This is a genomic window from Actinoplanes cyaneus (assembly GCF_016862095.1).
In the GTDB taxonomy this organism is placed as follows: domain Bacteria; phylum Actinomycetota; class Actinomycetes; order Mycobacteriales; family Micromonosporaceae; genus Actinoplanes; species Actinoplanes cyaneus.
The window spans coordinates 15,963-33,555 of record NZ_BOMH01000082.1 but is presented as its reverse complement, the minus strand read 5'-3'; the positions used below and the strand labels follow the sequence as shown (position 1 = coordinate 33,555).

General features: G+C 69.4%; 14 protein-coding genes and 1 pseudogene. 7 read left to right on the top strand and 8 right to left on the bottom strand.

Annotation, left to right across the window (positions count from 1 at the left end):
• Positions 1-15 precede the first annotated feature (15 nt).
• Positions 16-972 carry an AraC family transcriptional regulator gene (locus Acy02nite_RS42930; protein ID WP_203755066.1) on the bottom strand — a complete coding sequence of 319 codons (957 nt, stop codon included), beginning with the start codon at positions 970-972 and terminating at the stop codon, positions 16-18.
• Positions 973-1,105: 133 nt separating this feature from the next.
• Between Acy02nite_RS42930 and Acy02nite_RS42925 the strand changes: the two genes are divergently transcribed.
• On the top strand, positions 1,106-1,396 hold the full coding sequence (locus Acy02nite_RS42925; RefSeq protein ID WP_203755064.1) for a DUF1330 domain-containing protein: 291 nt from the start codon (positions 1,106-1,108) through the stop codon (positions 1,394-1,396).
• Positions 1,397-1,471: 75 nt separating this feature from the next.
• Here Acy02nite_RS42925 and Acy02nite_RS42920 read toward each other — a convergent pair whose 3' ends face one another.
• Together Acy02nite_RS42920 and Acy02nite_RS42915 are read right to left on the bottom strand one after the other, a co-directional pair.
• The gene (locus Acy02nite_RS42920) at positions 1,472-2,413 is read right to left on the bottom strand and encodes an NADP-dependent oxidoreductase (RefSeq protein WP_203755062.1); all 942 of its coding nucleotides are present in this window, start codon (positions 2,411-2,413) and stop codon (positions 1,472-1,474) included.
• Between the two features lie 130 nt (positions 2,414-2,543).
• The gene (locus Acy02nite_RS42915; protein ID WP_203755060.1) at positions 2,544-4,235 is read right to left on the bottom strand and encodes an alpha/beta hydrolase; all 1,692 of its coding nucleotides are present in this window, start codon (positions 4,233-4,235) and stop codon (positions 2,544-2,546) included.
• Between the two features lie 239 nt (positions 4,236-4,474).
• Here Acy02nite_RS42915 and Acy02nite_RS42910 point away from each other — a divergent pair, with 239 nt between their 5' ends.
• Genes Acy02nite_RS42910 through Acy02nite_RS42895 form a run of 4 tightly spaced genes read left to right on the top strand, consistent with a single transcriptional unit; the run spans position 4,475 to position 8,629 of the window.
• Positions 4,475-5,362 carry a hypothetical protein gene (locus Acy02nite_RS42910; RefSeq protein ID WP_203755058.1) on the top strand — a complete coding sequence of 296 codons (888 nt, stop codon included), beginning with the start codon at positions 4,475-4,477 and terminating at the stop codon, positions 5,360-5,362.
• A 2-nt stretch (positions 5,363-5,364) separates the two neighbouring features.
• Positions 5,365-6,666, top strand: coding sequence for an efflux RND transporter periplasmic adaptor subunit (locus Acy02nite_RS42905; RefSeq protein WP_203755056.1), 1,302 nt, complete (start codon positions 5,365-5,367; stop codon positions 6,664-6,666).
• Positions 6,663-7,385, top strand: coding sequence for an ABC transporter ATP-binding protein (locus tag Acy02nite_RS42900; RefSeq protein ID WP_203755054.1), 723 nt, complete (start codon positions 6,663-6,665; stop codon positions 7,383-7,385). Before Acy02nite_RS42905 ends, Acy02nite_RS42900 begins: the two co-directional genes overlap by 4 nt.
• On the top strand, positions 7,382-8,629 hold the full coding sequence (locus Acy02nite_RS42895; protein ID WP_239175790.1) for an ABC transporter permease: 1,248 nt from the start codon (positions 7,382-7,384) through the stop codon (positions 8,627-8,629). Before Acy02nite_RS42900 ends, Acy02nite_RS42895 begins: the two co-directional genes overlap by 4 nt.
• 362 nt (positions 8,630-8,991) lie before the next feature.
• Here the strand turns inward: Acy02nite_RS42895 and Acy02nite_RS42890 are convergent.
• The 3 genes and pseudogenes from Acy02nite_RS42890 to Acy02nite_RS42880 all read right to left on the bottom strand — a co-directional run.
• Positions 8,992-9,972 (bottom strand): annotated as a pseudogene (locus Acy02nite_RS42890) (TerC family protein); the annotation flags it as partial.
• A gap of 28 nt (positions 9,973-10,000) precedes the next feature.
• A complete protein-coding gene (locus Acy02nite_RS42885; protein ID WP_203755050.1) occupies positions 10,001-10,612 on the bottom strand; it encodes an NADPH-dependent F420 reductase in 612 nt (203 codons plus the stop codon).
• 99 nt (positions 10,613-10,711) lie between these two features.
• Positions 10,712-11,314, bottom strand: a complete 603-nt coding sequence (locus Acy02nite_RS42880) for an Atu4866 domain-containing protein (protein ID WP_239175789.1) — start codon at positions 11,312-11,314, stop codon at positions 10,712-10,714.
• Positions 11,315-11,657: 343 nt separating this feature from the next.
• Between Acy02nite_RS42880 and Acy02nite_RS42875 the strand changes: the two genes are divergently transcribed.
• The gene (locus Acy02nite_RS42875; RefSeq protein ID WP_203755046.1) at positions 11,658-12,365 is read left to right on the top strand and encodes a hypothetical protein; all 708 of its coding nucleotides are present in this window, start codon (positions 11,658-11,660) and stop codon (positions 12,363-12,365) included.
• A gap of 30 nt (positions 12,366-12,395) precedes the next feature.
• On the opposite strand, the gene Acy02nite_RS42870 is transcribed toward Acy02nite_RS42875, so the two are convergent.
• Positions 12,396-15,158, bottom strand: coding sequence for a helix-turn-helix transcriptional regulator (locus tag Acy02nite_RS42870; RefSeq protein WP_203755044.1), 2,763 nt, complete (start codon positions 15,156-15,158; stop codon positions 12,396-12,398).
• A 171-nt stretch (positions 15,159-15,329) separates the two neighbouring features.
• Positions 15,330-15,896: an NAD(P)-binding domain-containing protein gene (locus Acy02nite_RS42865; RefSeq protein WP_203755042.1), complete on the bottom strand. Its 567-nt coding sequence runs from the start codon at positions 15,894-15,896 to the stop codon at positions 15,330-15,332.
• Positions 15,897-16,161: 265 nt separating this feature from the next.
• On the opposite strand from Acy02nite_RS42865, the gene Acy02nite_RS42860 reads away from it, so the two are divergent.
• Positions 16,162-17,559, top strand: a complete 1,398-nt coding sequence (locus tag Acy02nite_RS42860) for an amidohydrolase family protein (protein WP_203755040.1) — start codon at positions 16,162-16,164, stop codon at positions 17,557-17,559.
• Positions 17,560-17,593: the final 34 nt, after the last annotated feature.

Here is a 17,593-nt window from a genome sequence, read left to right as displayed (position 1 = left end):
GAATGTCCGGCCGGGTCAGCCGGCCGGGACGCCGGCGAGGTCGTAGTCGTGCTGGACCGGTTCCTGCAGCCGAGTGCGACGGAATCGGCCCGGCGACACACCGAACTGCCGTTTGAATGCGTTGGCGAAGGCGAATTCCGAGGCGTAGCCCACGCGTCGGGCCACGGTGGCCAATGCCGCGTCGTCGCGGATCAGCAGCCGGGCGGCACAGTTGAGCCGCCACCAGGTGAGATAGGCCAGCGGTGGCAGGCCCATGACGGCGGTGAACCGGCGGGCGAACGTGGTGCGCGACAACCCGGTCAGCGCGCCCAGTTCCTGCACGGTCCAGGGCTGCTGCGGCGCGGCGTGCATCTGCTGCAGGGCGGCCGCCACCGCCGGATCGTCGAGGGCGGCCTGCCAGCCCGCACCGGGCTGCCGGGCCGCCTCCTCCCGCAGCCAGGCTCGCAGCACGTAGACCAAGAGCAAGTCGAGCAACGCCGGCCGGGCTGCGTCGGCGCCCGGCTGCGGGTCCGACAGGTCGGCGGCGAGCAGGTCGACCGCCGATCGCAGCGCTGGGTGATGTCCCAGTTGCGCCGGCAGGTGTATGACCTCCGGCAGGGATCGCAGGAACGGGTGCACCTGGGTGTGGTCGAGCCGGTAGGCGCCACACAGCAGAGTGGCACAGCCAGCGTCCTCGTCGCCGTCACCGCCGTCGGGGCCCTCGGAGTCCGGTGGCAGGGCATTGATGCCGCGGTCCGGGCTGCCAGCGAGTCCGTGCACTGCTCCACGCGGCAACAACACGACATCACCGGCGGACAGCTGCACCGGCGGGTCAGACTCGGTGATCAGCCAGCAACTGCCGGCCAGCACGACGTGGAAGCCCATCCCCGGCTCCGGCCCGAACCGGTTGCCCCACCGGCCCAGATGACGGGTACGGGCGAACTTCGCCCGGCCGGTCCGCAGGGAGGCGATCACTTCACTGAAAACGTCCACCCATCGATAGTACTGCGCGCTGGTACGACCGAATATGAATGACGGCGTTTGCAGCATAGGAACGCCCACGCTGAGTCCTTAACGTGGAGACAGCTCGGCAACCACGCCGGCTCAGTGAGCAAGGAGACCGAACATGTCCGCCTTCGTTGTCATCGACCTCGACATCGCCGGCCCCGAGGGCTTCCGGCAGTACGTCGAGGGTGCCGGGCCGCTGATCGAGCGGTTCGGTGGCCGCAACCTCATCACCGACGAGAACGCCCTGGTCCTGGAGGGCGACTGGAAGCCGTCGACCCTGGTGATCCACGAATTCCCGGACCGGGAGACCGTGCAGCGGTTCTGGGATTCCCCGGAATACCAGCCGCTCAAGGACCTGCGCCGCAAGCACTCCACGGTGAAGGTCGTCGTCGGCGAAAACCCGTCCTGATAAGCCCGGATCGGCTTGTGGTGCTCCGGCGCTGAACGCCTCCGCGCCGGAGCACCGCGCCGGGACCATGGCAGGTCAGGTGGCAGGTAGTGCGGCCCGTCGTTCCGGCGGCATCACGTGCAGCACCCGTTTGCCGCGGACGTGGCGGGTGGCCAGGTCCCGGTAGGCGTCCTCGACCTGGTCCAGAGGGTAGGCGCGCGCGATCGGGATGACGATCCGGCCGGCCGCTACGAGCCGGGCGAGTTCCTGCCAAACTTCCGGGGTGTCCGCCTGTTCCTGCGCGGCGGAGTGAACGCCGTAGCGCCGGATGCCGTTCCCGTCAGCAATCGTGTTGATCCGGTAGGGATGCACGCCCAGGGCGATCGCCACATCGACGTTGCCGGCACCGAAGGTGTCCAGATAAGCATCGACGCCGCCGGGCGCGGCTTCTTGCAGACGTTCGAGCAATCCCGGACCGTAGCGGACCGGCGTCACACCCAGCGAGGCCAGATAGTCGAAGTTACGTTCCCCGGCGGTACCGATCACCCGGGCGCCGCGCAGGACCGCCAGCTGCGCGGTGATGATGCCGACGCCGCCCGCGGCGGCCGACACCACTACCGTCTCGCCCTCCCGAGGGGCGACTGCTTCGATGCCGGCCCACGCGGTGGCGCCAACGCCGGCGATGGTCGCCGCCTCGTCCCAGCCGAGGCCGGCGGGCTTGGCGGCGAGCGCCGCGGGATCGGCCACGACGAAATCAGCCTGGGCGGCCCGCGGCGCGAAGCCGAGCACCGGCTGGCCGACCTGGAAACCCACGACGTCGTGCCCGACCTCGGCGACGACGCCGGAGTAGTCGTTGCCCTGGCCTTCCGGGAAGGCCGCCGGCCACATCGAGGCAAAGGCACCCTCGCGGATACCGATCTCGCCCGGATTCATCGCCGCGGTGACCACCTCGACAAGCACCCGGTCCGACGGTGTCGCCGGCCGCGGAACATCCACGACCTTCAGCACTTCGGGGCCGCCGTACCGCTCGAATCGCACTGCTCTGGGCACTGTTCTCCCTAGAATGGTTGTCCGTGCGCCGATGACCGCGCGAACCGATTCTGCTGACGTGGCCGGGTCTTGGTATCCGTGCGACTCGCCTAATCTGCGCCGCGCGACCCGACGGCTTTCACGCGAAGGGCTGCGGGTTCTCCTTGCAGACGGTGCCGTCAGCCGGTAGCGCCTTCTGGATCAGGTATGCGTCCACCGCGCTCTTGACGCAGGGCGAGAAGCGATATGCCGTGTGTCCCCAGTTGTCGCTGGTGAGCAGCCTGCTGTTTGGCAGCAGCCCGGCGACCGCCTTGGCACCGGAATAGTTGGTCGCCGGATCCCAGTAGTTACCGACCACCAGCACCGGCTCGCTGGTCCGCCGGTCGAAGGGGCCACGGTAGGCGTCCTCATCCTGCACAGTCCAGGTGGCGCTCGCGCAAACCGAGTACGTCCACGTCCACAGCCGGCCGAAGTATGGCGTCTTCCGGTCGGCCTGCGCGGCCAGAGCCGGGAAGTCGGCGGCGTCAGTCGGGCGACTGTCCATGTCGGTGCACGTCACGCCGTATCTGCCCTCGCCGGGGTAGTCGGACGCCGGACCAGATCCCGCCTGTGCCGTCGGCGGGTTCGGCTCGGCTGCGGCCGGCGACGTTCGCGCCGCGGCGCGGTACCGCTGCACGGTCCTGACGATGTCGTCAGCGCCTTGCGGCAGGTAGAGGCTGTTGAGGACGTTCGCGACCAGATCGTCATAGCCGACCGCGATCCTGCCGTAGCCGGGCTCGTCGACCGTCACCGATCGCGTCCGTAGCCGCTGGGCCAGCTCGTCGAATGTCCGCGCCGCGTTCCCGGCGATAGGGCACGCCACCCTGCCGGCTTTGTCGCATCGGGTGAAGATCTCGGTCAGGGCCCGGTAGGCGCCTTCTGCTGCGGCTCCGGGGTCCAGATCCGGGCTGCCCGCTGCGCCGGTCCACCGCCGGGGGTCGATCACACCGTCGATAACGACCGATCGGATGCGGTCCGGGAACATGTTGGCGTAGACCTGCCCGAGGAAGCTGCCGTAACTCTTGCCGTAGAAGCTGAGCTTCTCGTCACCGAGCGCGCGGCGCAGCACGTCCATGTCCCGGGCGACCTCGGCGGTGGACATCGCTCCGGCCAGTTCCTTACCGGTGGTCGAGCATGCTCGCCCGACGGCCTTCGCCGTCCGCACGGCTGCTGTCTCCTCGCTGGCGCTGTACGGGAACGTGCTGACCGACCCTTGCATCGCCTGGCTCAAACCGTCCTGCGACGTGAAGCACCGCAGAACGTTGCGTCCGCCGACACCGCGCGGCTCGATGCCGACGATGTCGTAGCGCGCCAGCACCCGCTTGCTGAAGAAGTCGGGTGCCTGCAGGGCGAAGCCGGTGGCGGGCACCGCGGGGCCGCCCGGATTGACGAACAGGGTGCCGATCCGATTCTTACGATCTTTGACTTTGACCCGGGTGAGCGACAGTTCAATCATCGTGCCGTCGGGCTCGTCATAGTCGAGCGGGAGTCGGACACTGCCGCATTCGGCTGTGCCGCACTTGTCCCAGGTCAGCTTCGGCTGGACGCGGTCCACGCGCCGCGCCTCGACCTCGCTGGTGGCGGGCCCGGTGCCGAGGGCAGGCGTGGACTGCACCCAGGCGGGGTCCGCAGGAGCCGGCTGCGAGGTGCACGCGGTCAGGCCCACCAAGGACATACCGAGAAGGCCGGTCATCAAGCGGCGAATCGATGCGCGAGTGCGAACTGCTCTGGTCCTGCGACATGCCATGCGAGCAAGACGCTCCGTTGGCATCCCAGTGTTGCATTCGATCATCGTGGCAAAGGTCATAGGCTCGGCCCACGCATGCCAGGGCAGCCGCTTCGGTCAAAGACACCCAGCAATTCCGCAGGTCAGAGCCATACGTCCGGGCAAATCTAAAAAGTTTCGGACGATGCAACCTCGCCGGTGCCGCAGTCGTCAGGGGTTCGGAATCCCGGGGGCAGCTTTCGCTCCGGCGGGGCTCCGCAGGCCGGCCGGCCCGTTCTCACGACCCTGCGACAACAAGGACAACAATGCGACGACTGATGGTGTCCCTGACCGTGCTCAGCTTCGGGCTGCTGGCCGGGTGCGGCGACACGGACGCCTCCGACGCCACGACGACGGACACCGCTGCGGGGGCCGGTCCGGCCGCCGCGACCACCGATCCGGATTCCGCTCAGGTCAAGGCCGAGAACATGATCGCGGACTGCATGAAGAAGAAAGGCTTCCAGTACGTGCCGCACCCGCTGGACTTCGGTGACAACAGCCCGCAGGCCAAGTACGCCGGTATGACCTCAGTGTTGCAACCGGCCGACGAGGTGAAGGCGTTCCGGGCCAAGTACGGGTTCGGTGGCTACTCCCGGCTGGTCTATCCCAACGATCCAGCGGTGGCTGCTCCGGCGGTGGATCCGGCCAAGAACCCGAACAATGCCATCCGTGCCGGCTTGGACCCGAGCCGGCAGGCCGCTTACGACGTGGCACTGGAGGGCTCCGCCAAGAAGGCGAAGGCAGGCACCGAACAGGGTGCCGCCAAGGGCGATCAAGGCTGCGCGGGCGAGGCTGCGGCGAAGTACTACGGCAGTGGACCGTCCAATGACAAGAAGGCGTCTGCCGGCCGGGAGTACGCGAAGTTCCAGAACGACGCGGCCATGATCGCCGCCGCGCAGAAGTACGCCAGCTGCCTCAAAGCCAAGGGTTATCGGGTGACGTCCGCGCAACCGGGCATGATCGAGCAGAGCCAGTTCACCGCAGCGATCGATGCCTTCACCCAAGCCGGCCAGATCGACGCGGCCGCGGCGAAGTCCGCACTCGACACCGAGATCAAGGCCGCCCTGGACGACCTGGAGTGCCGCACCGACTACGCCACCCTCGCACGGACCAAGTGGGCCAGCGTCATCACGACCGGCAACGGGATCGGCTGACGATGAAGCTCGCGCTTCCCCGGTCGGGTCCGTCGCGCATCGTGGCGGTGATCAGCGCTGCCGCGCTGGTCACGGGAGCGATCGGCTGGTTGGTCGGCACGCAGGTGCGCTCACCCGCTGACGCCGCCGCGGGGCACCGCCCGCCACCGGCATCGCTGATCACTGTCGCTGTCGAACAACGGGCCCTGACCGCGACGGTTAACGCTCAGGGCACCCTGCAGTACGGGACACCGCAGCCGGTCACGTTGACCGGCTCAGTGGCCGTCGGCGAGGGTGACCCGGCGGCGGCACCGCTGATCACGAAGGCGCCCACCGCGAACCGGACCCTGCGAGCAGGCGACATGCTGCTGGAGGTCAGCGGCCGGCCGGTGTTCGTGCTGCCCGGCAAGGTGCCGATGTACCGAACCCTGACCCGGGGAAGCGCGGGCGACGACGTCCGGCAGTTACGGGCCGCCCTGCGGCTGCTGCTGCCCGACCGCAACATCTCCTCGAGCGGCGCCATCGACGACAACGTGCTCAACGCGGTCAAAGCCTGGTACGACAAGCGCGGTTACCAGGCGGCCGGCCCGACCCCCGCACAGCGGACCCAGCTGCGCCAGCTGGAACAAGCCGCGGAAACCGCACGGGCCGCCGGCGGCACCGCGCTTGCCGACGCCCGCACCGCCCTGTCCGACTACCGCAAGACGTACGGGACGAGCATCGCCAGCGGCGAGATCCTCTTCCTGCCGAAACTGCCCGTACGGCTGGTCACCGTCACCGCCAAGACCGGCGCGCCGGCATCGGGGGTGATCGGAACCGTCGCCGATCCGACGCTGGTCGTCAACGGCACCGTCACCCCCGATGACGCGGGCCTGTTGAAGGTCGGCATGGCGGCGACCTTGCAGCATCCGGCCGGCGACCAGTTCCCTGCGAAGCTGACCGCTCTGGGCGCTGCGGCAGCACCGGCACCTGAGCAACCGACCGGGCAGGTAGCCGGTGGGCAGGAGACAGCTGCCCCCTCGGTCAGCGGAATCCCGATCCAACTGGCGCCGGCGAAACCCGGCAGCGTTGCCGCGTTCACCGGTCAGGCGTTCAAGGTCGTCATCAAGGTGGGTGGCACCGGGCAGGCGGTACTGAGTGTGCCGGTTGCCGCGGTCTTCACCTCAGCCGACGGGCAGGCCCGCGTGAGCGTGCAGGACGCGTCCGGTGCGGTGCGCGACGTGCCGGTCCGAGCGGGCCTGTCCACCGGCGGCTTCGTGCAGATCACTCCTGAGGCTGCGGGTTCCGTCGTGGCCGGCGACAGAGTCGTGGTCGGCACCCAATGACCGACATCATCAACCTGGCCGGTGTGAGCCGGATGTTCGCCTCCGACCCGCCCGTCGCCGCACTCACCGACGTGAACCTGCGGGTCAGGCCGGGCGACTACGTGAGCATTGTGGGCCCCTCCGGCTCCGGCAAGTCGACTCTGCTGAACATCCTCGGCCTGCTTGATCTGCCGGACAGTGGCACGTACCACCTTGAGGGCAGAGAGACGACAAGGCTGGACGACGTCACTCGTACGGCCTTGCGCGGGGCTCGTCTGGGGTTCGTCTTCCAGTCGTTCCACCTGCTCGCGCACCGCGACGTGATGGAGAACGTGATGCTGGGAGACCTGTACACCGGTGGGCGCCGCCGTGACCGGCGCGAACGCGCCACCGCCGCGCTCGACCGGGTCGGCATGGGCCACCGCCTCCATTTCCGGCCCGGGCACCTCTCCGGAGGTGAGCGGCAGCGGGTCGCCATCGCGCGAGCTCTGATCGGTACACCGGCGCTACTGCTGTGCGACGAGCCGACCGGCAACCTCGACAGCGTGAACACCGCGGCGGTGCTCGATCTGTTCGACGACCTGCGGGCGGCGGGCACCACCCTCGTCGTGATCACCCACGACGAGACGGTCAGCCGACGGGCCGGACGCCGGGTCCGGATCGCTGACGGCCGGCTGACCGAGATCCCGGTGGCCGCCGAAGTGACGGTACCGCTGCCGGTGCTGGGCGGTACTCGGTGATCGGCCGGCGCCGCCTGAGCGGCATACCGATCAGCCGGCTCGACGCCCGGGACCTGGCCGGCGAAGCACTGGCCGGCATCGGCGTCCGGCCGGCGCGAACAGCACTGACCGTCCTGGCGACGGTGCTGGGCATCGGCACCCTCGTCACCACCCTCGGCGTGTCCGCCACCGCGGGCAACCAGATCGCGGGACGTTTCGACGCGGTCACAGCAACCGAGGTCACCGTCGACGTCGCCGTGCCTGCCTCACCGGACTCCCCGCCCGCGGTGCGCTGGGAAGCACTCGACGATCTGTCCCGCCTCAACGGGGTGACCGCAGTGGCCGCCTACGCCAAAACGGCGGCGGGCTCGGAGGCGTCGGTGCGCGCCAACACCGTCCGAGATCCTGAACGGGTGCTCGACCGGGCACTACCGGTCGCCGGGTCCACCGCGACCCTTCCCGACGCCGCCCGCACCGGCATCGCCCTCGGCCGGTTCTTCGACGCCGGGCACATCGCGCGACGTGACCGGGTCGCCGTACTCGGCGCACAGGCCGCCGAACAACTCGGGCTGTCCCGGGTCGACAACCAGCCGGCGGTCTTCGTCGCCGGCACACCGTTCGTGGTGATCGGCATCCTCGCCCCGATCGGCCGGGCCGATCAGCAGATCCTGGCCGGCTCGGTGATCGTTCCGTTCACTACCGGCGACGAGACCCTGCACCTGGGGCCGCTCGCAACGGTGGTGATCACCACTGCCCTGGGTGCGGCCCCGCTCATCGCCCAGCAGGCACCGGCTGCCCTGAGCCCGAACGATCCGGCCGTGGTGCAGGTGCACGCACCACCGGACCCGGCGGGCCTGCGCACCGGCGTGGCCGATGACGTGAGCGGCCTGCTGCTTATCCTCGGTGTGGTCTCTCTGGTCGTCGGCGCACTCGGCATCGCCAACGTCACCCTGGTCACCGTCATCGAGCGCACCGCCGAAATCGGTCTGCGCCGTGCTCTGGGGGCCCGGCGAAGGCACATCGCCGCCCAGTTCCTGCTCGAATCCACCGCCGTCGGCTTGCTGGGCGGCATCGCCGGCGCCAGCACCGGCATCGTCGCCGTCGTCGTGATCAGCGTCGCCCGCGACTGGACACCGGTGCTCGATGTCCGGCTGGCCGCCGGCGCGCCCCTGGCCGGCGCCCTCGTCGGCCTGCTCGCCGGGCTTTACCCGGCTCTGCGTGCGGCACGTATGCAACCTGTCGACGCACTACGCGGTCCCGCCTGATGCATCGACTTGCGCCGGGGCCGGGAGGGATCCGGGCCCCGGCGCAAAACCTCAGCGAGGCGATCTTCTGAGGCGTACGTGATCTCGCACGGTCTGACGCACTGGTAATCGGCTCACTGCGGATGCCGGCTGACACCTGCCGTGGCCGGGACGAAGCAGCGGCCGGCCCGTTCCCGGTCCGCGTGTAACTCATGGGCACGCTGCATCAGATTGAGCAGCTCCCTCTCCCTGCGGATCCGGTTCCGATGTTTGGCCGGCAGGCCGTCGATGCGTGCCTCGTCCTCGATCAGGCGGTGGTAGATCTCGTCGCAGTAGGCCGGGTCGGTCTCGACGTCGAGGTACTCGGTGGCATGCCGTCGCGCCGCCCTGGCGTACGTCTGTGCCCGGCCTTTCGGGCTCAGCAGCGAGAACACCACCGTGACCAGCAGGATGCCGATGATCAGCGACAGCGAGACACCTGTGGAGATCTCGGCGGCCTCGACATGGTCGCCGCTGTTGATGAACGGCACGTTGTTCTCGTGCAGAGCGTGCAGGATCAGCTTGACACCGATCAGCGCCAGAATCGCGGCGAGCCCGTAGGACAGGTAGACCAGCCGGTCGAGCAGACCGTCGATCAGGAAGTACAACTGCCGCAGGCCCAGCAGCGAGAACGCTGTCGCGGTGAAGACCAGGTAGGTGTTCTGGGTGAGGCCGAAGATCGCGGGGATCGAGTCGAGCGCGAACAGGATGTCGGTGCCGCCGATCGCCACCATCACGAGCAGCATCGGTGTCAACATCCGGCGCCCGTCGACGACGGTGACGAGCTTGTCACCGTCGTACGTCTCGGAGGTGGCCAGGACCCGGCGCGCCAGACGGATCATGATGTTGTCCGGCGCCCGGTCCTCGTCACGCTGTTCGCGCAGCAGGTTGCCCGCCGTGATCAGCAGGATCAGGCCGAACAGGTAGAACACCCACGCGAACGAGTTGATCAGCGCGGCGCCCAGGAAGATGAACCCGGTCCGCACGACCAGCGAGAAGGTGATGCCGACCAGCAGCACCTTCTGCTGGTCGGCGCGGGGCACCCGGAAACTGGCGAGCAGCAGCAGGAAGACGAACAGGTTGTCGACCGACAGCGCCTTCTCGGTGACGTAACCGGCGAAGTACTCGGCGCCCGCCGTGCTGCCGCCGAGGATCAGTACACCGAACCCGAACGCCACGGCGACGCCGATGTAGGCCGCCGTCCATCGCGCGGCCTCCCCCAATGACGGGATGTGCGTGCGGCGTACGTGGAAGAAGTAGTCGAACAGCAGCAGACCGACAATACCGGTCACCGTCAGCAGCCAGACGCCACCGGACACGCTCATGCGCGGTTCTCCGAGCTCTGGGAATCGGTCAGCGGATCACGGACACGTTGTACTGGCCGGACGGGCTGACCGCCATGATCGCCAGCGAGAGGTACAGGTAGTGCTCGGTGGCCCGCGCGGTGGCGATGCTGCCGAGGTCGACCTGATCCTCGTGCTGCCAGCCGAGGTCGCTGAGCAGTCCGCCGGTGATCTGCTTGGCTTCGCGGTCGTCGCCGGACAGGAAGACGGAGCTGCGTTCCGGCAGGGCACCCGGGTTGGTCATGATCGCCGCCGGGACCGTGTTGAGGGTCTTGACGACCTTCACCTGCGGCAGCAGCGCCTGAAGTTTGGCTCCGAGGCTGTCGCCCGGATACATCAGTTCGAAGGTGGGCGTGATGGCGTTCGCCACATCGATCAGGACCTTGCTGCCGAACGGGCCCGCACCGATGCTTCCCAGCACCTCGAGCGTCACCGAGCCGGGCAGGGTGTTGACCACGACCTCGGCCGAGGTGACTGCCTCGGTCAATTCGGCGACGGGCGCGCTGAAACCTTGCCTGCCCTGCGGATCACGAACCCCGAACACCACGCCGTGCCCGGCGTCGAGCAAGCCGTAACCGAGCGCCGTGCCAACGGTGCCCGTTCCCAATACCGCAATCTTCATCTCTGAACCTCGTTCTGTGGTGGTGCGGCAGTCGCCGCCGTGCTGGAAGCCATGCCGATCACCGCGGTGTGATCGATGCAGCCTGTCGGTGGTGACGGGTTACGGGCGCGCTTGCTGGCGCATCACGAACTCGGCGTGGAAAAGCTGATCACCGATGAACTCGCCGAACGCGTAGAAGCCGGAGTCGTCGAGGTAGTCGATGCGGTTCCCGTCGAGCCAGTAGCGGCCGGTGTAGGCATGCCGGCGCCCGCCGCGGGTCTCGTCGTACCAGCCCTGTGGCAGCAGTTCCTGATGCAGCCAGTCGTTCTGGTCAATCCACACGCCGACCCGGGCGCCGTCCGGGTTCGCCGGCCGGTCGAGCGGCTCGCCGTCGCGGATCACCACCTGGCCGCGGGTCAGCAAGGCGCGCAGATCGGTGCGGCCTACGATGACCCGCCACCACGGTGTGCCGAGCCTCGGCATGCTCCCCCGCGGGACCAGCAGCAGGTCGGCCGGGATACCCGGCTCCACACGCCCGACCATGTGCCCCTGGTCCTTGCGGGTTGCCGGGACCACGGCCACGAGTCCGAGGCCGGATCCGTCGATGACTTGCGTGTCCGGCCCAGTGCCGGTGCCGGTGTCGGCAACTTGGCCGTCCTTCACCCGGACATCGGTGACCAGGCTCCCGGCGGGGCCATGGACCTGGACATTCTTGAACAGCACGGGTCCTCCTGTAGGAGCGGCAGCCGGCGTCCGAGGATCACCGGCCGAGCATGCCTGCTGAGATGTGACCGTCGCGGCCAGGACTGTGACGGCGAGCGTGTGGCGACATCTGCGCCTCATCGTTCTCCTTCCCGCCGGCGCTGGTTCCACCATCGAAGATCCGCGGCCGGCTGGAATCGGTGGTCGTCGCCTATAACCGCGCGCAGACAGGCGACCGGTTCACCCGGGGGCAGGCGGCCGGAACTTCGCGCGGATAGGCGACCGCCACGGATACCAGGAGTTCACCGGGCGGCGAGAGTGATCTCGTACCGAACGACGCCCTGCCGCACCGAAAGGGACCTCTTTGCTTCACAAACGCACCGGCACAGTGATGGTCGCCGCCCTGCTGCTGACTCAGCAGGCCTGCTCCAGTACCACCCCGGACGCTGCTGCCCCGGCCTCGGCCACCGCGCACGCACCGGCTGCGGACGTGACGTCAGCAAGGCCGACAACCCCCGACAAGCCGGCCGAGCCGGACACCGGGGATTCGGCTCCGAGCCCGCGCGCACCGTCGGCCACCCCTGTTCGGTCGGCGACCGGATCCTCCGGCGACGTCCTCGGCGGAACTCGGCAGGTCGTCATCCGGCCCCTGCCGAGTTCCGGGTCGGTCGTGGCGGTCGACGGCAACGGCCGGCTGACGACCACGGACGGCGACGGCGGTGCACTGTTCGTTCTCACACCGACCGGCGGGCAGCACCTGATCAGGACGGCGACCGCGAGGGCCGGCGGTGAGGCGTCCTGTATGAAGCTCACCCCCAACGGCAGCAACCCCCTCACGATCCGGGCGGCCGCCTGCGACGCCGGTGACTCCGGCCAGCTGTTCAGCATCCGCAAGCAGCGGGCCAAGGACGCGGCCGGGCGGTCGACCTACACGATCAGCAGCGGTGGGGCCTACCTTCAGGTGTCCGCCCAGAACGGCCTCATCGCCGAGGAACTCGGTGACGGCTCGACGCGCACCACGTTCAGCTTTGTCGACAACGGCAAGGCCACGCTGCCGCAACTCGGGGACTGAACACGTCGGGGAGGCTGAGCTCGTCCAGGATCACCGCGGGCCTTCCGCGGTCTCCCGGTACACGTCGCGCAGTTCGCGGCGCGACTTCACCCCGAGCTTGGCGAAGATGCTGCGTAGGTGCGCGTCGACCGTACGCGGGCTGATGAACAGCTCGGCCGCCGCTTCCTTGCTGGTGGCGCCGCCGGCTACCAGCCGGGTGACGGCCTGCTCCGCAGCGGTCAGCGCGGCCTCTCCGGCATTGTGGTGTCGGACCACTCCGGTGACGGCGCGCAACGCGCGGCTTGCCCGGCCGGCGAAGTCCCGGGCGCCCATGCCCAGAAACATCTCGTGCGCGGCTTCCAACTGCTCGCGGGCCTCACCCTTGCGGTCTTCGCCGGCCAGCCACTCGCCGTATGACAGGCGGGCCCGCGCGAGGTCGGGGCGGCGGGTGGTGCGGGCCAGCCGCGTGATCCCCTCCCGGTAGGAGATGTCCGCCTGCTCGCCGGTACTGATCAGGGCCCGGACGTAGAGACCGGTCCCGGTGCACCAGTCGGTATCCATCTCGGCAGCGACCCGTTCCAGGTGCTCGACCATCTCCAGCGCTTCCTGCGGTCGGCCGGAGCGGGCGGCGCCTTCGACGAACTCCGGTATCAGCCACGGCGGGAAACCCGGCTCGCGCAAGTGCACGGCGGTGCGGCACGCATCGGCCGCGGCTGCGAACTGCCCCATGCCGTTGAGGGAGGTGGTGGTGGCGAGTTCCGCGGCGGTCAGCAACCGGCCCTCCCCGCGGGCGGTCGCGTCGGCCGTGGCCTGCTCGGTGAGTTCACGCACCCGCTGCCGGTCGCCCTGATAGGCGGCGATCGACATGTCGATGAAGGCCATCCCCGGCGCGCCGATCTCGGCGGAGACGGCGTACGCCTCGTCGACGAGCCGCTGTGCCTGCGCGAAGCGTCCCTCGTGGATGAAGCTCATCGCTCGGAAGGTCAGCGCGATCGGCATCCCGGCGAGCGCGCCGTTGTCGCGGGCGTAGTCGAGTTGCTGGCGAGAGGCCGCGATGAACATCTGGTCGTCCCAGATGTCCAGGGCCGCTTGGCAAGCCAGCCACAGCTCGCCGATGCCGAACCGCTCGACGCCCCGGGTCGCCTCGACGTCCTCGCTGCCGTGCTCCAGGTAGAGGTCGAGAACAGGCCGGATCACGGCCGGGTCGACCTTCCCGCCGCTGATGCAGGCGATCAACGGGTCCAGCAACCGGTCCAGCGGGCGCATTCGCTCGTCGTCGACCGGCAGGTCCCGCACAGCCTCGGCGAGGTCGAGGGTCAGCGACCAGGTCGCGAACCGGCCCATGAGGTTCGCCGCGGCGAGGGCGTCGAACAGCACGTCCCTGCCGAGCAGCACGTCGAAGGGACCGACCGCTCTGGCGGCCGCGATGAGCCCGCGCACGGCCGGCTCGTCACGTCCGCGGTCGAAGGCGACCCGGGCGCGGACCACCTGTGCCTGGGCCAATAGCAGCGGGTCCTGCACGATGGCCTCGGCGGAGGCGACAAGTTGCAGAGCCCGGCCGAAGTCGCCGCATTCCTGTCGGGCGCGGGCGGCGGCGAGCAGGCGCCGGGCCTGCAACCCGGCGTCCGGTGTCAGCACCGCGGCCTGTTCCAGGAACGCACCCGAGGCCGCCAGGCCGCCACGGGACCGGGCCCGGTCCGCCAGCCGTTCGAGTTCCTCTGCGAGCTGCTCGTCAGGTCCGGCCGCGGCTTGCGCCGCGTGCCAGGCCCGGCGTTCCGGGTCGACAAGTGCATCCGTCGCCGAGGCCAGAGCATCATGGACGGCCCGGCGGTCGTCGACCGTGGCGGACTCGTAGATCGCCGAGCGCACCAGCGGGTGCCGGAAGCGGATCCGGATGTCGATCTGGATCAGTCCCGCGTCCACCCCGTGCGACGCCGCCACCGGGTCGAGCCCGAGATGACGGGCCGCGCGCCAGACGACCACCGGGTCGCCCGTCGGGTCGGCCGAGGCGACCAGCAGGAACCGGCGTGCCTGGGCCGGCAGCCGTTCCAGCCGTTCCTGGAAATTCGCCTCCAGGGTGCGGGGCAGCTGGGCGGCCGCGGGGACGCCGTAGCCGCCCGCCAGCGCACCCAGGTCCGCGCTGCGTGGCAGCTCCAGCAGAGCGAGCGGATTGCCCTGCGCCTCGGCCAGGATGCGGTCGCGCACGCGCGGGTCGAGCGGAGCGCGCAGGCCGGCGTGCAGCAGGGTGCGGGCGTCGGTGTCCTCCAGGCCGCGCAACTGCAGCACGGTGACCCCGCTGAGCGCGTCGGAGGTCAGCGGCTCGCGGGCCATGAAGATCACCGACACCGCGACGCCACTCAGCCGGCGGACCACGAAGGCCAGCACCTGCGATGAGGCGTCGTCCAGCCAGTGCGTGTCGTCGACGACACAGATCACCGGACGTTCCTGGGCGGCCCAGGTGAGCAGGTTCAGTGTGCCGAGGGCGACCAGCACGGATGTCGGCGCCACCGTCTCGCCCGTGCCCAGTGCGGAGGCGACCGCGCGGGCCTGCGGCTCCGGCAGGGTCTCGATGCCGGCGGCCAGCGGTTGCAGCAGCTGCTGCAGGGCCGCGAACGGCAACTCCATCTCGTACTGCGCGCCGGTGGTCTGCAGCACGCGGACGCCGGTCGCCTCGTCGATGGTCTCGGCAATGAGCGCCGTCTTGCCGATACCTGCCGGGCCGGTGACGAGAATGGCATCGCCTGCGGCGCTGCGGGCACCCTCGATGAGTTCGCGCAGTACCGCGCGTTCGTGGTGTCGTCCGAGGAAGGTCATGCCGGCTCGGGAAGCAGGGTCAGGGCGCCGACGGTGGTGAACATTTGCCCGAGACTACGAGTTGAAACGCCCGGAAATCTTGCCGGCATGGGTCGAGAACGTCACATCCGTGCGACACCACATCCCTTTGCTCCTCGAACGAGCTTTTTCGGCCGGTCATGGTGATCGGCGTCATAGCCACTGGCCGCCCGGTGCGTCGTACCTGGAGAAGTACGGTCCGTAGCCGTTGTTCGCGATGGCCCGGACGAGTCGCGGATGTTGCTCCAGCAGTGCGGCACGGTTGAGGTCACCGACGAACACGGGGGCGAAGCCGACGTCGCGGATCAGGTGCTCCGCGATCGACCGGGCTGCGGCGTCGGCGGCGTACAGGTGACTCGGGCGGATCGCCTGGTGTTCGATCTGGTCGTACAGCGACGCGTAGTCGGTGTTGAACGCCTTCGCGACCGGGCCTCCGACCAGTGACTGCACCAGGTGCGCCAGGGAAGGGTGTCCGGCCGGCGGTGGGCCCTGCAGGTTCGTCGCGTCGACGGTCACAGTGCCGCGAAAGCCGTGGACGCGGGTCAGGGCATCGGTGATCGCGGCCGCCGGCACGGCGACGACCAGCACGTCGGCGCCGGCCACATCCCCGCCGTCGCGGCCCAGGGTGGTGACTCGGTGCCCGGCCCGCGTCCAGAGCCGGGACAGGGCAGAACCGAGATGCCCGCGTCCCACGACGGCGATGTCCACTCGTACCCCCACTGGATTTTCTGATGCCGGAGCGCGTGTTGCGGCAGCCGCTCACTCTGTCCGACACCGGCGCCCGTCGAATCGGTGAAGTCACCTATCCAGGACCGCCCGGACCCGACTGCGGCGCCCGGTTCGCGTCGTTCACCGGCCACCGACCTTCTAGGCGAAAGCTGCCGATTCGAACCGGTCTCCGCGGCTGCGATCGTCGGATCAGCCGACGCCGGCCATCCGGCCCGGCCTTCGGTTTCCGCAGTGTCAGAACCTGGAGGAACGCACCATGACCGATAGCCACGCCACCCTGGCCGACCTGCGCCGGCAGGCCGCTGACCCGCAGCGCAGGATCCTGTTCACCAACGCGACGATCATCTCGATGGACCCGCAGATCGGAATCCTGCACCGCGGCGACCTGCTGGTGCAGGGGTCCCGGATCGCCGCGGTGGCGCCCGATCTGCACTCACAGGGTGCCGCCGCCGACGGCGCCGTCGTCATCGACGCGACCGGAGCGATCCTGTCCCCCGGCTTCGTCGACACGCACCGCCACTCCTGGCAGGCGGCCCTGCGGCGGATCATGCCGGACGTCAACGACCTCGGTGAATACGTCATGTCGACCCTCGCCCGGTACGCTCCGGTCTACCAGCCGCAGGATGTGTATCTCGGCACCCGGCTCGCCGCGCTGAGCGCCATCGACAGCGGCATCACGTGCCTGCTCGACTTCTCGCACAACGCCCGCACCGCCGCGCACTCCGACAGCGCCGTCCAGGCATTGCTGGACACCGGTATCCGCGGCGTCCACGCCTCGATGCGGCCACACTTCGGTGACTGGGACGGGCAGTGGCCGGCCGACCTGACCCGTCTGCAGCAGCAGTACTTCAGCTCGGTGGACCAGTTGCTGACCCTTCGCCTGGCCACCTTGGCCACCGACGAGATCGCCGGTCCGGACCTGGCCTACGGTCCGCGGCTGGCGCAGGTCGCCCGGGACCTCGGCATCGGCGTCAGCATCGACGCCGTCTTCGGCACCACCTCCTCCACCGCGATCCTCGGCTGGGCACGCGAGGGTCTGCTCAACCCCGACGTCACCCTCATCCACTCGACCGGCCTCACCGGCGAGGCGTGGAAGGCGATCGGCGACACCGGCACCACCGTGGCGCTGGCCCCGGTCTCGGAGGCCCAGATCGGCCTGGAGACCGCGGTGCCCGCCGTGGACGAGGCTCTCGCTGTCGGCATCCGTCCCGGCCTGAGCATCGACGTGGAAGTCGCCCTGCCGGGCGACATGTTCATCCAGATGCGCACCCTGTTGTCCATCCAGCGGATGCGCGCCGTGAACGCCGGCTACGGGACTGACCGCATCCCGCCCCGGATCACCACTCACGATGTTCTCGACTTCGCCACCCTGCAGGGCGCCCGCACCAACGGATTGGCATCGGTGACCGGCTCCCTGACTCCTGGCAAGCAGGCCGACCTGCTGATGATCCGCGCCGACGACCTCAACAACATGCCGCTCAACGACCCGATCGGCACGGTGGTGCTGGGCAGCGACGCCCGCAACATCGACGCCGTTCTCATCGCCGGTCAGGTCCGCAAGTGGGCCGGCACGGTCCTGGACGTCGACCTGCCACAGCTCAGGGACGCGGTCGAGCAGTCCCGCGACCGGCTGCTCGCCGCCGCCAAGCAGTGAGGCACCGCAGTCCCCGGGTTCCGCGGCCCGGGGA